This is a genomic window from Microcystis sp. T1-4 (assembly GCF_000297435.1).
Classification (GTDB): Bacteria; Cyanobacteriota; Cyanobacteriia; order Cyanobacteriales; family Microcystaceae; genus Microcystis.
Map to the genome: position 1 here is coordinate 31160 of NZ_CAIP01000009.1, position 20712 is coordinate 51871.

Genomic DNA, 20712 nt, shown 5'->3' on the forward strand with positions numbered 1-20712 from the left:
TTATAAATACACTTCGACCAGTACATCTTGATCCTCAGTCATGACTCTCTGAGTTCATGACTGAGAATGACTGAGATATGTCTGAGTTTTTTGCGATAAAATAGAAATTACGTCGATTGATGGAAGTTTATGGCGCGATCGCTTAAAGTAAAATCAGAATATATCCCTAGAGTCAAACAAGCAGTTAAACTCAATGGTTACGCAACTCAACAGCTGCTTGCTGAGGAGTTAGGGTTCGCAAAATCGACTATTAGCCTTTTTCTTAACGGTAAATCGATTAGTAATCTCAATTTTTTTGAAATTTGTCAAAAATTAGGCCTTGATTATCGAGAAATCGCTGACTGGGATGAGTTGGAGGAAACACCGGCTGCCACGTCTGAGGATGAGGGAGAAAACCGGGCCGCGGATTTTTCCAAGTATATTGAACGTCCTCCAGTGGAACAGCTTTGTCTGGAGACGGTGAGTCAAGCAGGTTCATTATTGCGGATTAAATCAGCCAAGGGGATGGGTAAAACCCTATTAGTCGATAGAATTTTGAGTCAAGTTGACAAAAGACAGTATAAAACTGTCAGTTTGAGTTTTTTACAGGCAAGTAAAGGAATTCTCAGCGATTTAGACCGATTGCTCTCTTGGTTTGCTTTGATTACTTCCAAGAAATTAGGGTTAGCAGCTCTCTTTCAGGAAAAATGGCAAGAAGGATTAGGACTTTATAGCTGTACTGCCTATTTTGAAGACCATTTGCTCAAAAAGCTGGATAAACCCCTAATTTTAGTTTTAGAGGAGATAGATAGTCTCTTTGCCTATACCAGCGTTGCCGACGATTTCCTTAGTTTATTTCGTCTTTGGCACGAGGAGGCAAAAAATAATAATACTTGGCAAAAGTTACACTTATTTATCACCTATTCCACAGAAAATTATGTTCCTGCTGACCTGAATAAATCTCCTGTGAATGTAGGAACAGAAATCCTGTTACCTGATTTTACTCTAGAACAGGTCTTGACTCTAGCCAATAAATATCAGGCTAACTTGGGAGAAGATGAACTGCAAAAAATAATTAATCTTGTCGGGGGACATCCCTATTTAATCCAAAAGGCGATTTATGGGATTACCCAAAAACAACTGTCTTTAGCAGATTTTTTAGAGACAGCAGCCGAGGAAGCGGGGATTTATGGGGATCATTTGCGAGGACATTTGCTAAACTTACAAGAACATCCAAACCTAGCAGCAGGAATGAAAAAGGTTGTAGAGTCCTCTTCTCCCGTTGATTTAGGTGCAACAATTAATTGGCAACTTCATAGTTTAGGATTAGTAACCTTTGTGCAGAATGCTGTTCAACCCCGTTATCCACTATACAGCAACTATTTTAGGTATCGCCTATCCTCCTAAAATCCAATATATTTAGTTAAACTGTTGTACATCTAAATCTAATATTCGTTTTCACCTGTTCCCCGTTCCCCCATCGAACCCAGAACTTTAAATGCGGACTAGCTTAGGCACACATAACCTTTGATTAAATTATTCATCGAACTTAACCAATCAGACAAATTGCTAATTTTAATCCTATGGCGACCAATTTTTATCATGTTGGAGGCAGCATCCCCCTAGATGCACCTAGTTATATCAAGCGGGAAGCAGATGATATATTTTATAACTATCTAAAAAATGGACAGTATTGCTATGTATTGAGTTCCCGTCAGATGGGAAAATCAAGTTTGTGGGTACAGACACAAAAACGACTGCAAGAGGATAATATTGATTGTGCTACCATTTATTTGAGTGGTCTGGGAAAAAACCTATCCGAAGATATTTGGTATCGAGTATTATTTGAGCAACTGGTTAAACGATTTGATCTTTCTATTCGGGGAAAAGAGCAAACTTGGTGGGATGAACGAGCCTATAAATCAGCTATTAATCGTCTTGATGAATTTGTTGAAGAAATTCTCTTAAGGGAAGTATCCCGACCTATTGTTATCTGTTTCGATGAAATTGATAGCGTTCTGAGTTTAAAATTTTCCACAGATGATTTCTTTGCTTGGCTGCGTAGCTGTCATGAAAAACGTCCCCATAATAGGGATTACCAACCTCTAACCTTTTGTATGTTGGGGGTAGCGGCAGTTTCTAACTTTATTCGAGATAATAATCGTAGTCCTTTTAATATTGGTCAAGATATTCGATTATCTGGATTTACTATAAAGGATGCCAGAAAACTTGCCGAGGGATTGCAGGACAAAGTTATCGCACCGGAACGGGTTTTAGAGGAGGTTATAGAATGGACAGGTGGACAACCGTTTTTAACTCAAAAAATTTGTCATTTAATCTCCACATCTCGCACTGGATTTGGCAAGGAATTCCCAGCAACCTCGATTAATGTCGGCGATTTTATCCAGTCGCAAGTAATTAGTAACTGGGTATCTCAAGATAGTCCAGAACACCTAAAAACTATTCGGAATCGTTTATTAAATAAGCGTGTCACGGGTAGAAGAATGCTGGAGCTTTACCTAGAAATTTTAAAAAATGGTGAAATTACCGATGATGGTAGTCCCGATCAAATAGAATTACGCTTAACGGGATTGGTAGTTCAAGACCGACAAAAGTTAAAAGTTTATAATAAGATTTATAGAAATGTTTTTAATGAAAATTGGGTGACAACGGAATTAAATAAAATCCCTGCATACTACGAAATAGTAGATCAACTAGATAAAATACTATTAAGGACTGAATTTGATGAGAATCAAAGAGCAGCTTTAATTGAGGAAATTCCAGCTTGGACAGGTGGTAACTGGGAGTTAACGATAATAGTTATCCTTTTGCTAATCGACAATAAAAATGAGTTACGAGAAGGACAAGAAAAACCAAAAATTGAACAATTGATTCAGAAAAATATTGTAGAAAATTGGTTACAAAATAAAGCGGCAGTTCATCTCCAGAAAATACAAAACAGTCTCTTAACTCCTGATAAAAATGTTAGGTCAAGATTAGAAATCTATCAAGAAATTTTGCAGGGGAGAGTCTCTGCTGATAACAAACCAGAAAAATTGGCACTTCAGCAAGCAGAATTAGTGATTAAAAATGATGGTTATCTAGAAGTGACCAACCGAATTTATAAAGAGGTATTTAATGTTCAATGGGTTAAACAAGAATTAGAAAAATTAGTTAAGGAGGAGGATTCTACCTTTTCGTCGGTACTATTACTACTTGGTACGTTTATTATTTTGTTCTTATTATCATTGCAACCACAAAGAACTCCCGATAAGGAACCCTCACCTAGTATTCCAGAAATTTGTACTAAACGAGATTTTAATATTAGCTTAGAAATGAACATTCAACAACTGCAAGAATTGGAAAGGAAACAAGGTGATCAGTTTTATTACAAGTGTGGGACTCAATTAAATGAATTAAGGTTAATTCAGCAAGCAATAGGAATAGCTGTCGATAATTTTGTCGCTGATGTGCCGGGTAGAGAAGGTGCTTTTGAAATTTTGTGCAAAATCCCCCCAACTTCTGATAACTTTAAAGAAGCTCAATTTTGGGCAAAACGTTGGTATAATGACAGAGCTTGGAAATCGGATATCGATCGAGCTTTGCAAGATAATCCAAATTGCCAAAAACTTATTGAATAAACATTAATTTTTCAATCACTAAATACCCCATCACTACCCGTTAACTCATCGGATAATGATACTCGGATTCCTTCTCTTCCCCGTGACCAAAATAAAAAGAATAGGTCAGAAACATTGAAGGATTGACTCCTGACAACAGGAGAGAAGTTAACCTGTGGGTTCTTTTGACGTAAAACAATTACTTGCATATAGTAGAGGAGATTGCCAATCATTAGCCAGAGAATTAAACTAAAAATAAAGGTAAATGCCATGACTACAATCCATCCAAAAAATTGAAAAGCGACTTGAGATAGCCAATTATCCTGTGTCAATAAATTGGGACCAGCAAATTCTCCCGCATCTTTATTACTAAATAACCCCACCGCCATTGTTCCCCAAAAACCACAAAAAAGATGTACTGGAATTGCTCCCACTGGATCATCAATTACTTTAGTTTTAATTAAAAATTCTTCTCCTAATAAGACAATAATGCCACTGATGCCACCAATGATAATAGCTGATCTGATATTAACATAACCTGATGATGCCGTAATCCCCACTAATCCCCCTAAAATGCCATTAATAATTGTGGATAAACTGGCCTTGCGACCGATTAAAGGATTAAGAATTAATGCCAAAACTCCCCCAGCGGCAGCGGCAATCATCGTGGTAGTAATTGCCATGGGGACATTATCCAAATTTACCGCCGAACCACCATTAAAACCAAACCATCCTAACCAAAGAATTAAGCAACCAAGGGTTGCAAATCCTAACTGATGGGGAGCAAAGTTTCCTCTTTCTTTTTCTTCATAACAGTCAGTTTTGCAATTATAACCAAAACGTCCATCTCTCGGTTTTAGTAACCAAGCACCCACTAATCCGGCCATTCCTCCCACCGAATGCACCACCGTTGAACCGGCAAAATCTCGAAACTTAAATAAGTTATATAACCACCCTTCCGATGACCAAATCCAATGTCCTGTCAGAGAATAAGAAAAAGCAACTAAAAAGAAACTAAATAGCAAAAATGCCCAAAATTTAACCCTTTCTGCCACTGCTCCCGATACAATGGTCGCCGCAGTTCCCGCAAAAGTTAATTGAAAGAAAAATAAAGTGGCAATTGAACGACCTGGCCACAATTTTTGGAATTGAATGTATTGATTATTGGGGGTTAAAATTTCCAAGAAAAATCCTGTCCCACCAGAGAAACTATTTCCCAGTTCAGATGTATCACCAAACATTAAACCGAAACCAAACATCCAATAAGCCAAGGCAGAAACACAGAAGACAATTAGGTTTTTAGCTAAGACATTAGTGGCGTTATTAGTACGACAAAAACCCGTTTCCAGCATGGCAAAACCCGCATTCATAAAGAATACTAACGAGCCGGCTATTAACATCCAGAGATTAGCAACTAAATCCAGAGTAGAATTATTTAAATCTTGTGCTGTGACTTTGCCTACACCGATCAACAGCATGACGATAAGAGAGAAACAAAAAGATAGGATATTACGCAAACGCGGGCGATATTCTAGAAAAGATAATAATCGATTCATCGGCTATAACTCTCATGGGCAATTTCCCCTTTATAGTAATTGATTTAATCCCCTATCGTTCACTCAAAACTGCTTTTTTTCTGATCCAGATAGCGAGAATTGTCAGGAAAAGTAAACCCATCACTCCCGCTAAAGGATTTTTATCGATTCCAGTTAACCAATCGGGAACAGTACCAGTGTATTTAATTAACTGACCCACATTTAATATATAGTATGCCCAGATTAAACCCGCGTGCAGACCGATACTTTTACCCAAACTACCACCACAGGCGCGTTTTGCCCAACCGAGAATCAATCCTAGCAAGACTAAGGCAGGAAATTGGGGAAAAGTGCGGATAATTTCGGCTAAAGGTTTAATAAAGTGAGCAAGAGCAAAAATTAAGGCACTAATCACTAGAGCGATAGCGGGACGATAATCCTTTTCTAATTCTCCCAGTAACCAGCCCCGAAATAGCAATTCTTCGGCAAAACCCACCGCTAAAGCGACTAAAAACCCCTCCAGGATGATTTTGCTGATCTGGGGATTTGCAGGTAAGAAATTTAACCAACCTAGGAACGCTTGGAACAGAAAAAGCGAGAAAGTAAAAAATAGACCGATCGCTAACCCGTTAATTAACTTGATCAGCGTTTTTCTTCGCCAAATCAACCCATAATCGGCTAATCCCTCATCGCCATAAATTGTCCGTCCCCACCAATGGGATAACCCCAAAAATTCCAGATAGAGAACAGAAAGGGTCAAAATTGAGACCAGATTAGCATTAGTGGCAAAAAAGTGATAGAGGGGAAGTGCGATCGGCAACCAGAGAAAAAGTAGGAGCAAAATAAAAATTCCCAGTCGCAGGGGGACTGGGTAAGTGGCAATTACCCGTAATCTTTTATTCATCGGGTTCGATGCTGCTGGTTAAACCTTTATTTTTCAAGGTTTCACAGTAAAATTCCGCGTGTTCTTGGATGCAGGTAATCACCAAGGCTGTACCATTCGTGTGCGCTTCCATCATGATATCAACTGCTTGGGGTTGCGTCATACCGGCGATCGTTTGCATTAAACTCTGAACCACATACTCCATCGAGTTAAAGTCGTCATTGTGGAGTAAAACGCGATAACGAGGCGCTGGTTTACGGATTGTCGCTGTGGAACGCTTTTCGATCACTTCTGTGGACACCGTGTCTCTCCTTTGAATCTATATCACAATACAAGTCAATCACTTAATGATCATAATCAAAATTTCCAGATTGAGCTAGGCTTTTTCTGTGATCCTTGGGGTGTTGGGTGTTGGGGGTTGGGTGTTGGTGAGTGGGGGACAGCCAAAGGAATGACATTTCTAGATGGATAGATCATAATTGCATTAATTGGCTAATTTAAGCTTATTTTACCATGGCTACTGACCAATTACAAAACCTTGAAGACAATATTCAACATCGAATGTTACCAAAAGATTCTAGGATTAAGATATTAGTCATCCCTAGGGAAAGGTGTCTTAGTACGGAATTTGAGTCTATAGCTTTAGATGTTTTACCCTTAGATAAATGTGTAGATTTAGACAAATACTAAGGCAGATACACAGAAGCGGAACTCCTCTATAAGCTCTCCCTCATAGCTAGTTATATGTTCGCCAATTTGTTATTCTTAGACCAAATCAGTTTTTAAATTGATTGTTTCTCCTCACTTCCCACTCTCCTAGAAAGTCCTTTGTTTCACTCAAAAACTGATGGTTTTAATCCAGCAAAAACAGAACTATTTACCTATTATCCCTCCTAACCAAGAGAAAAGAAAAAATTAATATTTATCGGACCAGGTTAGCTGATATGATCAAGGAGATGACTATCATTCCAAGGTCAATGAGCGCAAGAACGTTATTCGATAAAGTCTGGGACGCACACACGGTTAAGATTCTTCCCAGTGGACAGACACAATTATTTATCGGACTGCATCTAGTCCATGAAGTCACCAGTCCCCAAGCTTTTTCGATGCTGAGAGAAAGGGGTTTAAAAGTATTATTTCCGGGACGGACTATTGCTACCGTCGATCACATCGTCCCCACCGAAAATCAGGCGCGTCCTTTCCTTGACGATTTGGCTGAGGAAATGATCCGGGCGATCGAAACTAATGTTCAAAGCAATCATATTCCTTTCTACGGCATCGGTTCTGGTAATCAGGGCATAGTTCATGTGATCGCTCCTGAACAGGGCCTAACCCAACCCGGGATGACGATTGCCTGTGGTGACTCCCACACCTCCACCCACGGCGCTTTTGGGGCGATCGCTTTTGGCATCGGCACTTCCCAAGTACGCGATGTTCTTGCTACCCAAACCCTATCCCTATCGAAATTAAAAGTGCGTCGAGTGGAGGTAAACGGCGATTTAAACCCCGGGGTCTATGCTAAAGATGTAATTCTCCATATTATCCGTCAATTGGGCGTTAAAGGCGGTGTTGGTTATGCCTATGAATACGCTGGTAGTACAATTGAACGGATGTCCATGGAAGAAAGGATGACGATTTGTAACATGGCGATCGAAGGTGGGGCCCGATGTGGTTATATCAACCCCGATCAAATCACCTACGATTACCTCAAAGGTCTTGATTTTGCGCCTAAAGACTGGGAAAGTGCGGTTAATTGGTGGGAAAGCATTAAAAGCGATGCCGATGCAGTTTATGACGATGTGGTGGTCTTTGATGCCGGCGAAATCGAACCTACAGTTACTTGGGGTATCACTCCGGGCCAAGGAATCGGAGTTAACGAAGTCATTCCCACTCCCGAAAGTTTACCGGCAACGGAAAGAGCGATCGCAGAGGAAGCCTATCAATACATGAAACTCACCCCCGGCACCCCGATTAAAGGCACAAAAATCGATGTCTGCTTCGTCGGTAGCTGTACTAACGGCCGGATCAGTGATCTGCGCGAAGCGGCCAAATTTGCCCAAGGTCATCGTGTGGCCCCCCATGTGAAAGCTTTTATCGTCCCCGGTTCCGAAAGAGTCAAAAAACAGGCGGAAGCGGAAGGATTAGACCAAATTTTCCTAGCATCGGGCTTTGAATGGCGCGAGGCTGGCTGTTCCATGTGTTTAGCCATGAATCCCGATAAATTGCAGGGAGATCAGATCAGCGCTTCCTCCTCCAATCGCAACTTTAAAGGTCGTCAAGGTTCCGCTTCTGGGCGTACTTTGTTGATGAGTCCGGCGATGGTGGTAGCAGCAGCAATTAAAGGGGAAGTAACCGATCCCAGGGAGTTGTTACAGTAGTTGTCTCAATGGTGAGATAGGAGGCAGGAGTCAGGAGTCAGGAGTCAGGATTCAGGAGGCAGGAGATAGGGTGATAGGGTTTTGGGGTGATAGGGTGATGAGACAGCTTCCCCACTTCCCTCCTCCCTTCTCTACAATAATTACTCGCAACCAGAAATACCTTGGGTTCATATCATACTTTGTGCTTTTTGTCAAAAAAACTTTTTTTTTGCAATAAAACTACACAAAAAAAGATCATCGTTGCCGGTGAAATTGACTGATTTACCCGTCTTAATTAGGATCACCTTCTAGGTGTGGCAAGGGTTTTAACCATTGCTGCCCAAAAAAGCACAGAATAACCCATTATGAAATTCTATCAAATCGCTGTAACTATCATAACATCGTTGTTAAATAAAAATCTTTCTCAATTAATTCTTAAGAATTTATAAATATTGCGGAATGTTAATTTAAATATTCTTAAGTTTTTGCAGTCAATAAATAATTTTTACTTATCTTTGTCCAACATTGGGTTAGAAGTCAGTTATCAGTTATCAGTTATCAGTTATCAGTTATCAGTTATCAGTTCACTGAGAAAACTCCCCACACCCCACTCCCCCACCTCCCACTTCCCACACCCCACACCCTACACCCCACTCTATTTTAATTTGACTGCCATAATTGCCAAGCTTTAACGAGATTTCCCCCCATCAAGGCAGCCACTGCATTTAAAGTCTTAATTTCCTCACTATCGGGATTTAATTGTCTAGCTTTATCTAAGACTTTTTGGGCTGCTTGCGGTTGCCAATCGTAGAGATAAATAAAACCTTGATAAGCATAATGATAGGGATTATGGGGGTCAATTTTAATCATTTCCTCGGTGGCTTTTATTGCCCCTGCCACATCCTGTTGTAGTACCTTAGAAATTGCTAATCCGTAGGCTAAAGATAATTTATCGGGGGGGTTTTGTTGCTGTAAACGATAGGAAAAAGCCTTGTCTGCTTGCAGCACATAATCCTGAATCGAATCGTATTGATTGATACGATTAGTTAACTCAAAAATTGGCTCAATCCCCGTTAATCCTTGACCAATATTAGCCGACTTTAAGCGCAATTGGGTGACTAAATCTAATTGGGGGGTTGCTAACTTGGGAACTTGAGGATCGATGGTAATTTGAGCATTAGTTTTAATCGGATAGGTTTCGCCAGTTTCCCGATTGAGATAGACAGCAGATAAGCGATAAACTCCGGGGGTTGCTGCCGACTGCATGGCGGTTTTTTCAGTGACTTCAAAACCCTTTTGTTGCTCTTCTGAAGTTAATTTTTCTGCCACTAATCCCCCCATAGCCATACCGTGATCGTGCATCCAATAATCCTTCCCGTCCACTTCTTGCCAGGTTAAAATTACTATCCCTGACTTTAATTGTTGCCAGTCTCCGGCCCATTTATAAACCACGGGAAGGGGTTGATTAGGAGAAGCTTTTTCGGCAAGGGTAATCTCTCTTAATTCCACCCGTTTTGGCGGATTTTCAAGGGGTTTAACCGTGACGGAAGGATATATTTTTCGGTGTAGGGACAGGGTGCTATCATCCGGTAGCTGCCAAGTTTTCTCCACTTGGAAATCTGGCCCAGTGGCGACTCGATTAACAATTTTTTTCTGGACATTGGGGACGGAACCCTGTTCACCAGTTTTAGTTAAAAACCAATCTAAAGAATTGACATCCTTTTCGATATCTTCTTCCCGAACTCCCACCTGTCTGCCGGCAACCTGGGAATTATGTTTACCACCGTAGAAAGAGAAAGTATGTTGATTTAATTCGGGGGTGGAAGGTAAAACCCCTAGGGTGCTGCGAAGATAGGGAGAATCGGCTAGAATCTCTTTAACTACTTCTTCGTTTTGCCAGCCAGTTTTTAAATAGGGATGGTGTTGTAATTTGGGACTGAAAACGTTAGTAATTATATCTCCCCCCAAGGGGAATAAATTTAAGCTGGTGAGGATAGCGGCAATAGTTATCGTTCCCCAACGGATAGCGGGGGCAAAACGACCGCGCCAAGATAATAAACCGACGGATAAAATTAAGGATAAAGTCGGTAAAATCGGCAAAATATAACGAGCATCTTTATTGATGTTGAGGGATGATAATAGGTATCCCCCCAGCAGAAAAACTCCTAACCAAATCCACACAGGACGATTAACCTTATCTTCGGTTTTTCTATGACGTAAGGAGATTAATAATCCCACCACAGGAACTAATAACAATACCCAAGAAAGAAAATAGGGTAAAACTTGGGCGTAAAACGTCCAGGCATCTGGACTGGTAAGAGGCGGATCTCCCTCCAAAATCGCCGAATCTACCGTGGCACGTTTGCCTGCGGTTAACATTAATAACCAATTCGTCCGATACCAGGGAAACATTAACAATGCTGCCGTTAAAAAACTGAGCATTAATTGCGCTAGATTGCCCCAACGTTTTCGCCGGAGATTTTCGCCCAATACCCACAAAATCGGTAAAAAGAGGAAAAATAGGGCGGTTTGTTTGACTAACATCCCTAAACCCAAAGAAATCCCGAAAGCGATCGCTTTTGGCCAGCCTTGTCCACTAAATCGCCACCATGTCAAGCAAAAGTAAGAAAACGTTACAATTGCCGCTAAGGGAAAGTCTAAGAGATATTCGAGGCGATAATAGTATAAACCGGGGAGAAATTGACAGATTAGGACTGCCCATAAAGCCACAGTCCCATTAAAGAGGATAATTCCCAATCCGTACACAGAAAAGAGCAGTAGGGCGCTATAGATAGCCATTACCCACATACCCGCATCAAGACTAATACCAAAGAGATTAAAGAAGGGAATCGTTACAAGATAGGTTAAAGGGGGAATTTTCGGCGACATTAGCCATAAACTGCGCCACCAATCCCCGTCAAACCAGCGAGGATTTTGGAAAGCTTGGGTATAGATAATCCCACCGTTGAGATAATCGGCCTGATCCCAAGCAGGAATGGTATGATCGAGACTAAACCAGAATCTATCGACTAATATCCCCAATATCCATATAATACTGACAATAATTAATCCCTGTCTCCCATCTAGCGATCGCTTCAAAATGACTTCTCCCTAGTGCAACTCTCAATTATTCTGCCACGCTCTCAAGCGACCCTGAAAAAATCGCCAGCAAGAAACACCAGACCGATCGGGGTAAAATAAAGATTTAGTGAAAAATTGTAACAGGAACTTGACAAATGCGAGTGGTGATCGTTGGTGCAGGGTTAGCGGGAATGGCAACAGCTATCGATCTAGTCGATGCGGGCTGTACAGTAGAAATCTTAGAATCTCGTCCCTTTGTCGGGGGAAAAGTCGGTAGTTGGGTAGATGCGGACGGTAATCACATCGAGATGGGCTTGCACGTCTTTTTTGGTTGTTACTATAATCTTTTTGAGTTAATGAAAAAAGTGGGCGCTTTTCAATCCCTACTGCTCAAAGAACACACCCACACTTTTATCAACGAAGGGGGAAAAATCGGCGAATTAGACTTTCGTTTCGCCGCAGGTGCGCCTTTTAACGGTTTAAAAGCCTTTTTTACCTCCTCCCAACTCTCGGCAGCCGATAAAATCTTTAATTCTCTGGCCTTAGGTACCAGTCCCATCGTCCGCGGTCTGATAGACTTCCAAGGAGCGATGAAAACGATTCGGGATCTGGACTCGATTAGTTTTGCTGATTGGTTTCGTAGCCATGGCGGTAATCAAGGCAGTTTAAAAAAAATGTGGAATCCGATCGCCTATGCCTTAGGATTTATCGATACGGAAAATATCTCGGCCCGTTGTATGCTGACGATTTTCCAATTTTTTGCCGCTAAAACCGAAGCTTCCGTCCTGCGGATGTTGGAAGGTTCCCCCCACGAATACCTACATAAACCGATTATTAACTATCTGGAGGCACGGGGCGCCAAAATCTCTACCCGTCGTCAGGTGCGGGAAATTCTCTATTCTGGAGAGGGCGAAAATCTGCAAGTTAATGGCCTGATCGTCGCTAACGGAGAAACCACGGAAACTATCACCGCAGATGCCTATGTTTGCGCTGGTGATGTCCCCGGTATTCAGCGTCTCATTCCCCAAGATTGGCGAAAAATGCCGATTTTTGACAATATTTTCCGACTAGAAGCCGTCCCCGTCGCCACGGTACAATTGCGTTTTGACGGTTGGGTGACGGAGTTAAATGATGCCGAAAAACGCCGACAACTGCAAAAAGCGGTGGGAATTGACAATCTTTTGTACACCCACCAAGCGGATTTTTCCTGTTTTGCAGATCTTGCTCTCACCAGTCCTAGGGATTATTATCGCCCCGGAGAAGGTTCTTTATTACAGTTGGTTTTAACCCCCGGGGATCCTTTTATTAAAGCTAAAAATGAAGATATCGCCCAGCACGTTTTAGCGCAAGTCCATCAGTTATTTCCCTCCTCCCGGGAGTTAAAGATGACTTGGTTTAGTGTGGTGAAATTGGCCCAGAGTCTCTATCGGGAAGCACCGGGGATGGATGTCTATCGTCCCTCGCAAGCGACTCCTATCCCTAACTTTTTCCTTGCCGGTAGTTATACCCAACAGGATTACATTGATAGCATGGAAGGAGCCACTTTATCGGGTAAACAGGCAGCCAGGGCCATCTTACAACAGGCCGAGCGCCAGAAATCTTTGGCTACGGTTTGAGCAAACAGCCAGCAATCTCCTCTGTTAAGAAGGGGTTGCCTCTAAACTTGTTTTCAGTGGCCAAAGATAACCCCTATAGCTAACTTGGCAAGTCAGCCTCTCAAGCCAAGCTATACAAAAAAGACCGATCGAGCTAGACTCGTAAAAAGATAACTCCATCTAGAAGGCTTACCCTAGACTGGAAAGAACGTCGGAAAAATCTCGTCAGAAATAGGAGTCAATCGAGTTTATGCCAGAGCTTGCTGTACCATTAGAGCTTGATTTCACCAGCGAAACCTATAAATCAGCCTATAGTCGCATTAATGCCATCGTTATTGAAGGCGAATACGAGGCCAATAGCAATTATATTCAATTAGCAGACATCCTCGCCGATAACAAAGAAGAGTTACACCGTCTGGCAAAAATGGAAAACCGTCACATGAAAGGTTTTCAAGCTTGCGGCCAAAATTTGCAAATCACTCCTGATATGGATTATGCCAGAGAATTCTTTTCCTCTCTGCACGAGAACTTCCAAATTGCCTACGCAGAAGGTAAAGTTGTCACCTGTTTATTAATCCAATCTTTGATTATCGAAGCTTTCGCGATCGCTGCCTATAATATTTATATTCCTGTTGCTGATCCTTTTGCTCGTAAAATTACTGAAGGCGTAGTTAAAGACGAATATTTACATCTCAATTTTGGCGAAGAATGGCTAAAAGCGAACTTTGAAACCGCTAAAAAGGAATTAGAAGCCGCAAATCGAGCTAATCTTCCCATTGTCTGGAGAATGCTCAATCAAGTCGAGGATGATGCTCGCGTCCTCGGTATGGAAAAAGAGGCCCTCGTGGAAGACTTCATGATTAGCTACGGGGAAGCTTTAAGCAATATTGGTTTCAGCACCCGTGATATTATGCGGATGTCTGCCTACGGATTAACTGCCGTCTAAACCTTGAGCGTCGAGATTTCCTGTTTTTCCCCTGCTGCCGCTCAACACAGAGCGGCGCTTTTGTGTAATATATTTAAGAGTCTTAACGATTTCTTAGCAATATCCTCATTTTTTTATCTAGTGCCATCTAGTCTAACGAAAGAACAATCAATGTTTGGTCTTATAGGTCATCTTACCAGTTTAGAACACGCCCAATCGGTCGCCGACGATCTAGGTTATCCTGAATATGCTAACCAGGGATTAGATTTTTGGTGTGCTGCCCCCCCGCAAATTGTCGATGATTTTCATGTCACCAGCATCACGGGGCAAACCATCAGAGGAAAATATATCGAATCCTGTTTTTTACCAGAGATGTTGTCGAATCGTTGGGTAAAGTCTGCTATTCGTAAGGTGCTAAATGCCATGGCACTCGCTCAAAAAAGTGATATCAATATCACCGCACTCGGTGGTTTTTCTTCGATTATTTTCGAGGAATTTAATCTCAAAGATAATCGACAGGTACGGAATATCGAGCTAGATTTTGGCCGTTTTACCACCGGTAATACCCACACCGCTTACGTCATCTGCAATCAGGTGGAAACCCTCGCTGACAAAATGGACATCGATTTAGCTCAATCCACCGTCGTGGTTTGCGGGGCAACCGGAGATATCGGCAGCGCCGTTTGTCGTTGGTTAAATGAAAAAACCGATACAAAAGAACTAATCTATGTGGCACGCAATCAAGAGCGTTTACAATCTCTCCAAGAGGAGTTAGGACGCGGTAAAATTCTCCCCCTAGAGGAGGCTTTACCCCTGGCTGATATCATTGTTTGGGTGGCTAGTATGCCTAAAGGCGTGGAAATTGATCCAGATAAACTCAAGCGCCCCTGTATTATTATTGATGGTGGTTATCCGAAAAATTTAGGCATGGTATTAAATGCCCCCGATATTTCGGTGATTAAGGGCGGCATTGTCGAGCATTCCCTCGATATTGACTGGAAAATTATGAAAATCGTTAATATGGATATTCCCTCTCGTCAAATGTTTGCCTGTTTTGCCGAGGCGATTTTATTGGAGTTGGAGGGTTGGCAAACTAATTTTTCCTGGGGACGCAATCAAATTACCGTCCCTAAAATGGAACAAATCGGTGCAGCTTCCCGCAAACACGGGTTTCAACCTTTGTTATTTTAATTCATACCCCCAACCCCCCACGGAATTAGAAGTTTCAGGCGAAAAATAATTAGAGTAAGTGCTTGACTTTAGCGGCTGCTTGGGTTATGCTTGTTTCATAATGGGATGTTTGTTTTTATTTTTGACTGCTTAGGTTCCAATTATGAATAAACTCTTTTAAAAATATTATCCCAAAATCTGCCCACAAAAGCAAGCAAAATTTTGCCATCAATTGTTAAGTTTTGTTAAGAAAAGTCCTAAGAGTGGCAAGGAAGAGAACTCCCTGAACAGATCAGTCCGATCTCCTTGATAGTTTCTCAAGGGTTTTGGGGTAATTCTAGTTGAAGCATGAAACCCAACGCCCGATTATGTTACGCTCCCGCTAACCCATCCTACAAATAATCGTGCCTCCCTACTTAAATGGTGTACAATACTAAATCGGTTGAGTATGGGCTACTGATCAGGACAGGCGAAAGGCAAGGGGTAAAAAGGATAATGCCTATATGGTCATGAAAAACAAGATCGACTCCTTCATCAAGCGACTTGGCATAACTCCCTACCGATTTGCCAAAGATACTGGTCTTAGCATGAATAATATCTACTTACTGAAAAATGATCCCTCTCAGTTCCCTAGTGCTAGAGTTTTCGACTTGATCCTTGAGAGATATAAGGATCAAGGGATCGGAGTCAACGATATTGTCGAATGGGTTCCCATCATAGCGATCGCAACATCCCAAAAGAGAGGAGGCAGAAATGGCAGAAGATAGATTAGAACGGATTGAGAAAATAGTTGAATCAAACGCTAGGGCAATTCAAGCTCTTGCCGATGCCGTGGCTAGGGATCGAGAAGAACGAAAACAAGAGCAAAAAGGGCTTTACGATTACCTTGCTCGAATAGCCAGCGCACAATCAGATTTTTATCAGACTCAAGCCGATTTTTACCGGCATTTAGAGAGAATGGATGATCGACACGCCCAAATGATTGAAATCATCCGACAAATCAACGAAAACAAGAGCGATCGTACTTGATGCACAATCAAGCGTTCTCCTTTTAACCAATACCCCCAACCCCCCACCGACCACGGAATTAGAAGTTTTAGGCGAAAAATAATTAGAGTAAGTGCTTGACTTTAGCGGCGGCTTGGGTTATGCTTGTTTCATAGTGGGATGTCTGTGTTTATTTTTGACTGCTTAGGTTCCGATTATGAATAAACTCTTTTAAAAATATTATCCCAAAATCTGCCCACAAAAGCAAGCAAAATTTTGCCCTCAATTGTTAAGTTTTGTTAAGAAAAGTCCTAAGAGTGGCAAGGAAGAGAACTCCCTGAACAGATCAGTCCGATTTCTTTGATAGTTTCTCAAGGGTTTTGGGATAATTCTAGAAGTGTGGGCCTGATTTTTAGCCTTCCAGCAAAGACGACAAAACCACTAAACCCTATGAAAACTTGGTTAGAAGATCGCGGTATTTTACCCGCTTACGGTGGGGGGGTAATCATTGGCATTACCCTCTGTTTTTTCGGGGCGGCGACCAATACCATGGCGGGATGGTTGTATGCTATCTGTGGCACGACAATCGCCATTTTAATTTTATCGATAATTTTACCCCGTCGTTCCCTTCTTCCTCTGAAAGTGCGTCGTCTTGCCATTGTACCCGTAAGTGCGGGGGACGATCTTAGTATGAGCCTAGAGATAGAAAATACCAGCAATCAGCCGATAAATCTGTTAGAAGTGACAGATATGCTGCCAATTGTTCTCGATCAGCCAAAAATAACCCCAATAGAAGCGATTGCCCCCAAAAGTAGCCATCGTTGGACCTATTATTTACCCACCAGTAAACGGGGTGTTTATCACTGGCAAGAAGTACAATTAAGAACAGCGGCCCCTCTCGGTTTATTTTGGTGTCGTCGTTGTAGTCAAGCAGCGGCTAAAGCTTTAGTTTATCCGCAAATTTTACCCTTACAACAATGTCCCCTGATCGATTCCCTCGGTCAAGAGGTGGCACAAAAATTAGAAAATAATCGCTATTATCAAAAGGCTAGTCAAGGACTGACCCGAAACCTGAGACAATATCGCCACGGTGATTCTACCCGTTTAATTCACTGGAAAACTAGCGCCCGTTTGGGAGAATTGCAAATTCGGGAATTAGAAGTGTTAACGGGAGGACAGGAAGTGATTATCTGTCTCGATACCCTCTGTGATTGGCCAGAAGACAGTTTTGAACAGGCGATTATTGCCGCTGCTTCCCTCTATTTTTATGCCCATCGTCGGCAATTAAATGTGAAACTCTGGACCGGTGAAACGGGTTTAATTCAAGGGGAAAGGGTCATTTTAGAGACTTTAGCTGGTATAGAGGCAAAAGCTAGTCAAAAAAAGGCTAATCTGCCTAATTTACCTGTAATTTGGTTGACAAGTAACCTCAATTCCATCGAACAACTCACCCCCGGCAGCCGTTGGTTATTTTTCCTCGCTGCCGATTCTAGGGAGAGTCCTTCCCTCTTGATCCGACAGTGTAGCGGATTGGCGATCGAACCAGAAATTTCTCTACAACAACAATTGCAAAAACCGCCTCGTTGAGAAAATTTCTGTTCCCAGTCTAGATTGAGAGGAAATTGTCCAGAAAAAAATACCAGTATCCCCGAAAAAGATGTTATGATAGAAAAGACTCGGACTCATGCGATCGCAACGCCTTAACCTTGTCAGGACCGGAAGGTAGCAGCAATACGGGATGCTTGTGACTGGCGTGATCTCCGGGTCTTTTTGTTGCCTGTGACGGTCGCTGTTGTGAACGCTTTCAAAACTTTTCGATCGCTTACTGCCGAAACTCGTCGTCAACTACTCATCCTCTTCGTCACGGCGCTGTTTTTCTGGACAAGTATCACCACTCTCCTCCCCACTCTCCCCATCTATATTGACTCCCTAGGCGGTAGCAAACAAGATATCGGTTTTGTCATGGGGGCCTTTGCCATCGGTTTAATTTTATCGCGCAGTTGGTTAGGCAATCTAGTTGATCGCCGCAGTCGCAAATTAGTGGTTTTATTTGGAACTATTGTCGCCGCTACCGCACCCCTCGGTTATCTATTTTTTCGCGATCTTTCCTCTTTATTCGTCGTCCGTGCCTACCATGGCCTCAGTATCGCCGCTTTTACCACCGGTTACAGTACCCTAGTGGTGGATTTTTCCCCCGTTCGTCAACGGGGAGAGATAATTGGTTATATGAGCTTAACTGCACCCATAGGCATGGGAATCGGTCCAGCTTTAGGCAGTTATCTCTACAAATCGATCGGTTATGACGGTTTATTTCTAGTTTCCGCCACTTCGGGAGCGATCGCCTTTCTCCTGAGTTTCTCCATTCAAGAACCGGACTTCAAGAAAAAATTAGCCGAAATGAAGGCAGAAAATCCGACAATTGAGCGCAGTTTTTGGGCATTATGTCAAGAGCGGGCTTTTTTAGTCCCTACCTTAGTTTTTCTGCTGGTTGGCACTTTATTCGGCGGTTTAGTCGCTTTTTTACCCCTGTTTCTCCTCGAAAATCAGATCCCTTTCAGTGCCGGTCTATTCTACAGTTGTGCGGCAGTATCGGGGGTAATCGGACGGATTTTGTCGGGAGGAGCCAGTGATCGCTATGGACGGGGTTTATTCATCACTATTAGCGTTTTTTGCTATGGTTTATCCATGTTGGTTCTATCTTCTGCTCGATCTCCTTCCGCTTTAATTTTAGCCGCTATTCTCGAAGGTACGGGAGGGGGGATTTTATTCCCTATGTTACTGGCTTTAATCTCCGATCGCTCTAGGCCCCAAGAACGCGGCCGGGCCTATTCTATCTGTATCGGCGGTTTTGATGTGGGAACGGCCTTAGCAGGTCCAATTCTGGGGGTTTTAGCAATTTCCTACAAAACTATGTTTAGTTTATCGTCAGGATTAGCTGTTATCGCTCTCTTTCTCTTTTTTACTCTTTCTAACCCCACTATAAGCCATTCTTTTCTCTTCGCTTTCGGTTTAGAAAAAGATCGTTATGCTCTGCGCGGACAATTACAATAAAGCTTACTGAAAAAGTTTTTCCTAGTACAGGGTTATTTAATAGGTTTGAGGTTGGAAATTATCGGGAATATCTAATTCAAATACTTGGTCATGAATCCGAGCCACATAAAACCCTTCTTGCAGAATTTTTTCGCGTAATTCTGGGGATAAATCAACGGCTGCTAATATGCCATAGAGTTTTTTATCTTTGTGTTCAGGAAAAAAGCGGCGAAACCGTTGCAAAATACTTTTTAATTGAGTAATATCTTCCTGTCTAACATGACTTTTAACCTCAACGATATAAGCAGTATTTAGCTCACCATTGCTATAGGCAAGAACATCAATTTCTAGGTGTTGTCCTTCTTTACTGACTCGGACACTGGGACTGATAACCTCCATACCAAATTGTTGTCCGAGAATCGTTTCCATTGAAGGAAGGGCAAGTCCTTCGGTAAAGCTGCCGAATTTTGCACCGAGTCCCCCAATTTGTTTGCCCAGTTCTTTGAGTTGTTTGTCAGTTTCTTTTTGAGCGGCAGTTAATTCGGCTAAGAGTCGCCATACGTCTTCGGATGTGGTTGCCATAAATAATTGTTTCCTTCCGATCTAGTCTATTGTTATTTTAGTCAATTGCGCCGGTACTTCCTAATTTTTAACCTTCCATGCTCTCTTTTTTGTCAAGTACATCTTATACCATTTTAAGCGAATACTACCGTGCGATTAGCGTAAACTAAAACGCGATTTTGCAAGTGTAAACGTACCGCTCGCGCTAACACCACCCTTTCTAAATCCTTACCTTGACGAATTAAATCTCCCACGGTATCGCGATGACTAACTCTGACCACATCCTGCTCGATAATTGGCCCCTGATCGAGATCGGCAGTGATATAATGGGCCGTGGCTCCAATAATTTTTACCCCTCGATCGTAGGCCCGTTGATAGGGATTAGCTCCCGCAAAAGCTGGTAAAAAAGAATGATGAATGTTGATAATATTGGGAAAAAAGTTAATAAATCTGGGGTGAGAACCTGCATATATTTAGCTAAAATCCCTAAATCTATCCGGTATTCCCGCAGTAACTCTAATTGTCTGGCTTCCTGTTCAATCTTGGTTTCGGCGGTAACGGGAAGATGATAAAAATCAATACCAAATTGATTGGCAACTGAGTGTAATTCTGGATGATTGCTAATAATTAAAGGAATTTCTGCCCTAATTTCTCCCGCCTGTTGTCGCCATAATAAATCGAGGAGACAATGATCCTGTTTTGTCACCCAAATAGCTAGACGCGGGACAGTATCGGAAAAATGTAAGGACCAACTAGCCTGCAAAGGTTTGGCAATAGCGGCGAAAGCTGGTTCGATCATCCCACGGGGTAAATTAAACCCCTCTAATTGCCATTCTATCCGCATCAGGAACAATCCCGCCGAAAAATCCGTGTGTTGGTCAGCATGGATAATATTGCCGCCATTAGCGTAGATAAAATTAGCGATTTTCGCCACTAGACCAATCTGGTCGGGACAAGAAATTAACAAAGTTGCAGTGGCAGCAGTCATA

The 20712-nt window shown here is 42.1% G+C and carries 16 protein-coding genes, 1 other RNA gene and 1 pseudogene; 12 read left to right on the top strand and 6 right to left on the bottom strand.

All coding sequences use genetic code 11. From position 1 onward, the window contains the following. Positions 1–129 precede the first annotated feature (129 nt). Together MICAI_RS00470 and MICAI_RS00475 are read left to right on the top strand one after the other, a co-directional pair. Positions 130–1386 carry an AAA-like domain-containing protein gene (locus tag MICAI_RS00470; RefSeq protein ID WP_008196145.1) on the top strand — a complete coding sequence of 419 codons (1257 nt, stop codon included), beginning with the start codon at positions 130–132 and terminating at the stop codon, positions 1384–1386. Between the two features lie 176 nt (positions 1387–1562). Next, positions 1563–3620, top strand: a complete 2058-nt coding sequence (locus MICAI_RS00475; protein ID WP_008196147.1) for an AAA-like domain-containing protein — start codon at positions 1563–1565, stop codon at positions 3618–3620. Positions 3621–3631: 11 nt separating this feature from the next. On the opposite strand, the gene MICAI_RS00480 is transcribed toward MICAI_RS00475, so the two are convergent. The 3 genes from MICAI_RS00480 to clpS are packed head-to-tail and all read right to left on the bottom strand — an operon-like array spanning position 3632 to position 6318. Then, entirely contained in the window at positions 3632–5155 is a 1524-nt protein-coding gene (locus MICAI_RS00480) for an ammonium transporter (protein WP_008196149.1), read from the bottom strand. A 52-nt stretch (positions 5156–5207) separates the two neighbouring features. Next, a complete protein-coding gene (locus tag MICAI_RS00485; RefSeq protein ID WP_008196152.1) occupies positions 5208–6038 on the bottom strand; it encodes a CPBP family intramembrane glutamic endopeptidase in 831 nt (276 codons plus the stop codon). Then, positions 6031–6318: an ATP-dependent Clp protease adapter ClpS gene (clpS, locus tag MICAI_RS00490; protein ID WP_002738526.1), complete on the bottom strand. Its 288-nt coding sequence runs from the start codon at positions 6316–6318 to the stop codon at positions 6031–6033. Before clpS ends, MICAI_RS00485 begins: the two co-directional genes overlap by 8 nt. A gap of 212 nt (positions 6319–6530) precedes the next feature. On the opposite strand from clpS, the gene MICAI_RS25545 reads away from it, so the two are divergent. Continuing rightward, a complete protein-coding gene (locus MICAI_RS25545; protein WP_008196171.1) occupies positions 6531–6707 on the top strand; it encodes a hypothetical protein in 177 nt (58 codons plus the stop codon). Positions 6708–6994: 287 nt separating this feature from the next. Further along, positions 6995–8395, top strand: a complete 1401-nt coding sequence (gene leuC / locus MICAI_RS00495) for a 3-isopropylmalate dehydratase large subunit (RefSeq protein ID WP_172456642.1) — start codon at positions 6995–6997, stop codon at positions 8393–8395. A 639-nt stretch (positions 8396–9034) separates the two neighbouring features. Here leuC and MICAI_RS00500 read toward each other — a convergent pair. After that, on the bottom strand, positions 9035–11473 hold the full coding sequence (locus MICAI_RS00500; protein WP_008196174.1) for a glycosyltransferase family 39 protein: 2439 nt from the start codon (positions 11471–11473) through the stop codon (positions 9035–9037). A gap of 137 nt (positions 11474–11610) precedes the next feature. On the opposite strand from MICAI_RS00500, the gene zds reads away from it, so the two are divergent. The 8 genes from zds (at position 11611) to MICAI_RS00535 (ending at position 19183) form a co-directional block, all read left to right on the top strand. Further along, positions 11611–13071 carry a 9,9'-di-cis-zeta-carotene desaturase gene (zds, locus tag MICAI_RS00505; RefSeq protein WP_008196176.1) on the top strand — a complete coding sequence of 487 codons (1461 nt, stop codon included), beginning with the start codon at positions 11611–11613 and terminating at the stop codon, positions 13069–13071. 229 nt (positions 13072–13300) lie between these two features. After that, positions 13301–13996, top strand: coding sequence for an aldehyde oxygenase (deformylating) (locus tag MICAI_RS00510; RefSeq protein WP_008196179.1), 696 nt, complete (start codon positions 13301–13303; stop codon positions 13994–13996). 150 nt (positions 13997–14146) lie between these two features. After that, complete coding sequence (locus MICAI_RS00515) at positions 14147–15166, top strand: long-chain acyl-[acyl-carrier-protein] reductase (protein ID WP_008196181.1); 1020 nt, start codon at positions 14147–14149, stop codon at positions 15164–15166. 488 nt (positions 15167–15654) lie between these two features. Further along, positions 15655–15912 carry a helix-turn-helix domain-containing protein gene (locus tag MICAI_RS00520; protein WP_149979267.1) on the top strand — a complete coding sequence of 86 codons (258 nt, stop codon included), beginning with the start codon at positions 15655–15657 and terminating at the stop codon, positions 15910–15912. Then, positions 15899–16174 carry a hypothetical protein gene (locus MICAI_RS00525; RefSeq protein ID WP_008196184.1) on the top strand — a complete coding sequence of 92 codons (276 nt, stop codon included), beginning with the start codon at positions 15899–15901 and terminating at the stop codon, positions 16172–16174. The genes MICAI_RS00520 and MICAI_RS00525 overlap by 14 nt, the downstream gene beginning before the upstream one ends. 408 nt (positions 16175–16582) lie before the next feature. After that, positions 16583–17719 carry a DUF58 domain-containing protein gene (locus tag MICAI_RS00530; protein ID WP_008196186.1) on the top strand — a complete coding sequence of 379 codons (1137 nt, stop codon included), beginning with the start codon at positions 16583–16585 and terminating at the stop codon, positions 17717–17719. Between the two features lie 86 nt (positions 17720–17805). Further along, positions 17806–17902, top strand: an RNA gene (ffs, locus tag MICAI_RS22770) — signal recognition particle sRNA small type. A gap of 9 nt (positions 17903–17911) precedes the next feature. After that, positions 17912–19183 (top strand): MFS transporter, encoded by a 1272-nt coding sequence (locus MICAI_RS00535; protein ID WP_008196189.1) that lies wholly within the window; start codon positions 17912–17914, stop codon positions 19181–19183. A gap of 36 nt (positions 19184–19219) precedes the next feature. On the opposite strand, the gene MICAI_RS00540 is transcribed toward MICAI_RS00535, so the two are convergent. Beyond that, positions 19220–19744 (bottom strand): DUF3782 domain-containing protein, encoded by a 525-nt coding sequence (locus MICAI_RS00540; protein WP_008196190.1) that lies wholly within the window; start codon positions 19742–19744, stop codon positions 19220–19222. Positions 19745–19857: 113 nt separating this feature from the next. After that, positions 19858–20711, bottom strand: a pseudogene (gene purU / locus MICAI_RS00545) (formyltetrahydrofolate deformylase). Position 20712: the final 1 nt, after the last annotated feature.

Coding starts and splice junctions, on each gene's coding strand:
- zds (WP_008196176.1), top strand. CDS start 11,611: ATGCGAGTGGTGATCGTTGGTGCAGGGTTAGCGGGAATGGCAACAGCT.
- MICAI_RS00525 (WP_008196184.1), top strand. CDS start 15,899: ATGGCAGAAGATAGATTAGAACGGATTGAGAAAATAGTTGAATCAAAC.
- MICAI_RS00485 (WP_008196152.1), bottom strand. CDS start 6,038: ATGAATAAAAGATTACGGGTAATTGCCACTTACCCAGTCCCCCTGCGA.
- MICAI_RS00540 (WP_008196190.1), bottom strand. CDS start 19,744: ATGGCAACCACATCCGAAGACGTATGGCGACTCTTAGCCGAATTAACT.
- MICAI_RS00515 (WP_008196181.1), top strand. CDS start 14,147: ATGTTTGGTCTTATAGGTCATCTTACCAGTTTAGAACACGCCCAATCG.
- MICAI_RS00470 (WP_008196145.1), top strand. CDS start 130: ATGGCGCGATCGCTTAAAGTAAAATCAGAATATATCCCTAGAGTCAAA.
- MICAI_RS00475 (WP_008196147.1), top strand. CDS start 1,563: ATGGCGACCAATTTTTATCATGTTGGAGGCAGCATCCCCCTAGATGCA.
- leuC (WP_172456642.1), top strand. CDS start 6,995: ATGAGCGCAAGAACGTTATTCGATAAAGTCTGGGACGCACACACGGTT.
- MICAI_RS00530 (WP_008196186.1), top strand. CDS start 16,583: ATGAAAACTTGGTTAGAAGATCGCGGTATTTTACCCGCTTACGGTGGG.
- MICAI_RS00510 (WP_008196179.1), top strand. CDS start 13,301: ATGCCAGAGCTTGCTGTACCATTAGAGCTTGATTTCACCAGCGAAACC.
- MICAI_RS00480 (WP_008196149.1), bottom strand. CDS start 5,155: ATGAATCGATTATTATCTTTTCTAGAATATCGCCCGCGTTTGCGTAAT.
- MICAI_RS25545 (WP_008196171.1), top strand. CDS start 6,531: ATGGCTACTGACCAATTACAAAACCTTGAAGACAATATTCAACATCGA.
- MICAI_RS00520 (WP_149979267.1), top strand. CDS start 15,655: ATGAAAAACAAGATCGACTCCTTCATCAAGCGACTTGGCATAACTCCC.